This is a genomic window from Chryseobacterium barbadense, from assembly GCF_042849955.1.
GTDB lineage: Bacteria > Bacteroidota > Bacteroidia > Flavobacteriales > Weeksellaceae > Chryseobacterium.
In genome coordinates this window covers 1-4,949 of record NZ_BAAFHL010000100.1, presented here as the reverse complement: position 1 = coordinate 4,949, position 4,949 = coordinate 1, and the positions used below count along the sequence as shown (strand labels likewise).

The 4,949-nt window shown below is 39.8% G+C and carries 4 protein-coding genes; 3 read left to right on the top strand and 1 reads right to left on the bottom strand.

Annotated features, from left to right (window positions below; genetic code table 11):
- The coding region (locus ACGHIN_RS16425; RefSeq protein ID WP_390456014.1) for a DsbA family protein at nucleotides 1-253 on the bottom strand (253 nt) is incomplete at its 3' end.
- A gap of 184 nt (nucleotides 254-437) precedes the next feature.
- On the opposite strand from ACGHIN_RS16425, the gene ACGHIN_RS16420 reads away from it, so the two are divergent.
- The 3 genes from ACGHIN_RS16420 to ACGHIN_RS16410 form a co-directional block, all read left to right on the top strand.
- The gene (locus tag ACGHIN_RS16420) at nucleotides 438-1,460 is read left to right on the top strand and encodes a ligase-associated DNA damage response exonuclease (RefSeq protein ID WP_390456017.1); all 1,023 of its coding nucleotides are present in this window, start codon (nucleotides 438-440) and stop codon (nucleotides 1,458-1,460) included.
- Nucleotides 1,457-3,037, top strand: a complete 1,581-nt coding sequence (locus ACGHIN_RS16415) for an ATP-dependent DNA ligase (protein WP_390456011.1) — start codon at nucleotides 1,457-1,459, stop codon at nucleotides 3,035-3,037. The genes ACGHIN_RS16420 and ACGHIN_RS16415 overlap by 4 nt, the downstream gene beginning before the upstream one ends.
- A 1-nt stretch (nucleotide 3,038) precedes the next feature.
- Nucleotides 3,039-4,949, top strand: a 1,911-nt coding sequence (locus ACGHIN_RS16410; RefSeq protein ID WP_390456008.1) for a ligase-associated DNA damage response DEXH box helicase, incomplete at its 3' end; no start/stop codon positions are given.

The following is a 4,949-nucleotide window of genomic DNA, read 5'->3' as shown; positions in this document are numbered from 1 at the left end:
CTGCCATTTTTCCCATTTGGGAAACCTGATTCACCATCTGAGCAGACTGGCTTTGTGAAAACCCTTTTTTGTCCTGTAAGTAATTGATGGTACTTTTCGTTTCTGAAGAACTTAAAGTGGGATCAAGCTGAAAACTCTTCCATTCTACTTCCACTTCATCCTTGAATGGTAATTTCTGAAGAGCCGCTTCAAAATGATGTTTACCTATATAGCAAAACGGACACATAACGTCCGACCAGATTTCTATTTTCATTATTTAATTGTTAGAAGGCATATGGTATGCCTGTTTTTTAAGACGATCAAAGTTAGTTCATCTGTTGTAAAATACCTAACCTTTGGCTTTGACTTTTTCAATCGTCGTCATAGGCTTGGAAAATAAATATTTCTATACTAAATTGGTTAGATTTTTGAATACTATATGTAAACCGATCACACCATTGAAATTAATCACATTTACATCCAAGGGCATTTACTGTCCACAGGGAAAGTTCTATATAGACCCGTGGAGACCCGTTGATATGGCAGTTATTACGCATGGTCACGGAGACCATGCCCGCTGGGGAATGAAAAAATACCTGTGTCACCATTATACCAAACCCATTTTACATCAAAGAATAGGAACGGATATTGAATGTCAGAGTGTAGAATATGGTGAAGAGATCAATATCAATGGGGTAAAGCTTTCCATGCATCCTGCGGGACATATTATCGGTTCAGCTCAGATAAGATTGGAATATAAAGGCTACATCAGTGTAATTTCCGGAGATTATAAAGTTCAGAATGATGGATTGAGTACCCCTTTTGAATTGGTAAGATGCAATGAATTTGTGACTGAAAGTACTTTTGGGCTCCCCATTTATAACTGGCTGGATGTAGATGACCTTAATAAAAAACTTCAAAACTGGGTGCTGAGAAACCATGAAAACGGAAGGACTTCGGTATTTATCGGTTATTCTCTTGGAAAAGCCCAAAGAATTATGAAGGCTGTAGAGGGATTAGGAAAAATCTATACGCACTACTCGATCGGAAAATTAAACGAAGCCTTTGAAACCGTTGGAATATCACTTCCTGACTATGAGATTGCTGATTTCAGAGAAAATGCCAAGCAATTACAGAACGAAATTGTGATTGTTCCGCCCGCTTTGCTGGATAGCAATATCATTAAAAAAATTCCCAATGCTGCAACCGCTATTTGTTCAGGCTGGATGCAGGTTCGCGGAGCAAGACGGTGGCGAAGTGCCGATGCGGGATTTGCCATGAGTGATCATGCCGATTGGTTGGGCTTACTTCAGGCTGTAAAAGCAACGGAAGCCGAAATTGTGCATGTAACACACGGGCAAACCGAAGTATTTTCAAAGTATTTAAATGAGATCGGCATCAGATCCGATGTTGTGGAAACACTTTTTGGTGAAGATGAAGAAGAAGCAGAAAAAGAAATCATTGAAAACCCTGATTTATGAAGCATTTTGCAGACCTTATCAACGCTTTGGAAAGCACCAATAAAACCAATGCCAAGATTGATGCTATCGTCGATTATCTGGAAAGAGCTCCGGATGAAGATAAAGTATGGTTCATTGCTTTGTTTACGGGAAAAAGGCCTAAACGTAATGTTAACACGAATTTGATGAAGGATTGGGCGCTGGAAATTACCAAACTTCCCTTCTGGTTGTTTCAGGAAAGCTATTCTTCCGTAGGAGATCTGGGGGAAACACTTTCTTTGATTCTTCCTCCTCCTTCGGAAAAGATAGAACAGTCTTTGTCTCAATGGATGACAGATATTCTTCATTTAAAAGATAAAACCGAAGCGGAGAAAAAAGAATTCGTATTACAATCATGGAACGGTCTGGATTATACGGAAAGGCTGATCTTTAATAAATTACTCGGAGGTAGCTTTAGAATAGGAGTTTCCTATAAAACCCTGATCAATGCGCTTACCAAATATTCCGGGCAGGAGACTAATGTTTTGATGCACAGTATCATGGGGAAATGGCAACCTGAAGAAATTTCATTCGATGAGCTTATTTCTGCGGAAAAAGTGAATCCGGATAATTCAAAACCTTACCCGTTTTGCCTGGCGTATGCGTTGGAAAAAGAGTTACCTGAACTTGGCCATCCAGAAGAATGGCTGATCGAATATAAATGGGATGGAATCCGTGGACAGATCATCCGCAGGAACGATGAAGTTTTCATCTGGTCGAGAGGAGAAGAAATGATCACCGAACAATTTCCTGAAATTGCGGAAACAGTACAGTCCATGAACGGTAACTTCGTTATTGATGGCGAAATATTAGCCGTAAAAGAAGGAAATGTTTTAAATTTCAACGAACTTCAGAAACGTTTGAACAGAAAAAACATCACCAAAAAAATGATGGCAGACATTCCTATTGAAGTCTTTGCCTATGATCTGATCGAGCTGGAAGGCAATGATCTTCGCGAAAAATCTGTTTCTGCCAGAAGAGCTATGTTGGAAGAGTTGCTTTTAAACCAGCAGCCTCAAAATATTACCATTTCCAAAGCTATTGATTTTGAAAAATGGGAACAGCTTGATCTGATCAGGGAAAACTCAAGAGAAATCAATAGCGAAGGCTTAATGCTGAAACAAAAGAATTCCCCTTATCATTCCGGGCGGAAAAAAGGAGACTGGTGGAAATGGAAAGTAAATCCTTTAACCATTGATGCGGTATTGATCTATGCCCAAAAAGGAAGCGGAAGGCGAAGCGCTTATTACACCGATTATACTTTTGCCGTAAAAAACGGAGATTCTTTGGTTACTATCGCCAAAGCCTATTCCGGGCTTACGGATAAGGAAATTATGGAAGTAAGCCGTTTTGTAACGAAAAACGCCATAGAAAAATTCGGTCCTGTAAGAACGGTGAAAGCTGAGCTTGTCTTTGAAATCGCCTTTGAAGGGATTGGCTTCAGTAACCGTCATAAAAGCGGCGTAGCTCTGAGATTTCCAAGAATTGTGCGTTGGAGAAAAGATAAGACCGTGGATGAAATTGATGAGCTGGAAGAAATTAAAAAACTGATCCAATAAATTGACTGCTTTTGAACATACCGAAGGTTTCAGAATCATCCGGGAATGGATAGAGGATAAAGGTATGTCTCCTTTTAAATTTCAGACGGAAACATGGCGTAAGTTCGGAAACGGCTACAGCGGAATGGTGGTTGCTCCCACCGGTTTCGGGAAAACTTTTTCTGTTTTTCTGGCTTTAGTTTCAGATTTTTTAAGTCATCCTGAAAAGTATAAAAAAGGCCTTAAAATGATCTGGATCACTCCCCTTCGTTCCCTTTCCAAAGATATTGCCAAAGCCATGCAGGAAGCCATTGATGAGATTGGGCTGGATTGGGTAGTTGGAGTTCGGAACGGAGATACCGATCCGAAAGTAAGGCAGCAACAGGTTAAAAATATGCCCGAAATTCTGGTAGTCACTCCGGAAAGTATTCATTTGCTTCTGGGGCAGAAAAACCATGATAGATTCTTTCAGAACCTGCATTGTGTTGTTGTTGATGAATGGCATGAACTCTTAGGCTCTAAACGTGGTGTAATGATAGAATTAGCCATTTCTCAGTTAAGAAAGTATAATCCTAAGCTTAAAATATGGGGAATTACCGCAACTATAGGAAACTTGGATGAAGCCCATGAAGTGCTGATTCCCTACGATATTAAAAAAACAACAGTTACTGCTAGAGAACATAAAAAAATCGATATTATCCCCGTTTTTCCTGATGAGGTTGAAGTATTGCCCTGGGCAGGGCATCTCGGAGCTAAGTTGGCCGATAAAATTGTTCCGATTATCCTTAATTCCAAATCAACAATTGTATTTACCAACACCAGAAGCCAGAGTGAAATGTGGTATCAGTTACTGTTGGATGCTTATCCGGATTTTGCCGGACAAATAGCCATTCATCACAGTTCTATTGATGCCCATTTGAGAATATGGATCGAAGAAAACTTAAGTAACGGAAAACTAAAAGCTGTAGTTTCCACTTCATCTTTAGATTTAGGTATTGACTTCAAACCTGTTGATACTGTGATACAAATTGGTTCATCAAAAGGCGTGGCAAGATTTCTTCAGCGGGCCGGAAGAAGTGGGCACTCCCCTTTTGAAACGTCCACAATTTACTGTGTTCCCACCCACTCTCTGGAGTTGATTGAAGTTGCAGCTTTAAAAGAAGCAGTAAAACAAAAAGTCATAGAGCCACGCGAACCACAGGTGTTATGTTTTGATGTTCTAGTCCAGTTTCTGATGACTCTGGCCATCGGAGACGGTTTCTATCCGGATGAAGTATATGAAAGAATTAAAAAAATCTATACTTTCCGGGAAATCATGGACGAAGAATGGAAAAGCATCCTTGATTTTCTGACGATTGGCGGAAGCGCTCTGAAAAGCTATGAAGAATATCACAAAGTAACCGTTATGGAAGACGGTCTGTTTAAAGTTACTTCCCGGAGAATCGCCATGCTCCACCGTATGAATATGGGCGTTATTGTAAGTGATGCTATGATGAAAGTGAAATTTATTTCCGGTGGATATATTGGCATGATTGAGGAATATTTTATTTCCAAGCTTAAAAAAGAAGAAAAGTTTATTCTGGCAGGAAGAGTGTTGGAAGTGGCGATGATTAAAGAAATGACCGTTTATGTACGTGCTGCTAAAGGGAAAGCCTTGGTTCCAAGTTATCTGGGCGGAAGATTGCCTTTAAGTTCCAATTTAAGCCATTTTTTAAGGGAAAAATTATCCAATGCCTTAAATCCTAAAGCTTCGGAGAAAGAATTAAAATTTCTGCATCCTTTATTGGCGAATCAGGAAAAACGATCCCATATCCCTAAAAAAGATGAATTTTTGGTGGAATTGATCAAAACACGGGAAGGATATCATTTGTTTATGTACCCGTTTGAAGGACGCCTTGTGCATGAAGTGATGGCGGCATTAATTGCGTACAGG

What these genes read in the sequence shown, in the direction of transcription:
- ACGHIN_RS16415 (WP_390456011.1), top strand. Translation starts at nt 1,457, where the DNA reads ATGAAGCATTTTGCAGACCTTATCAACGCTTTGGAAAGCACCAATAAA.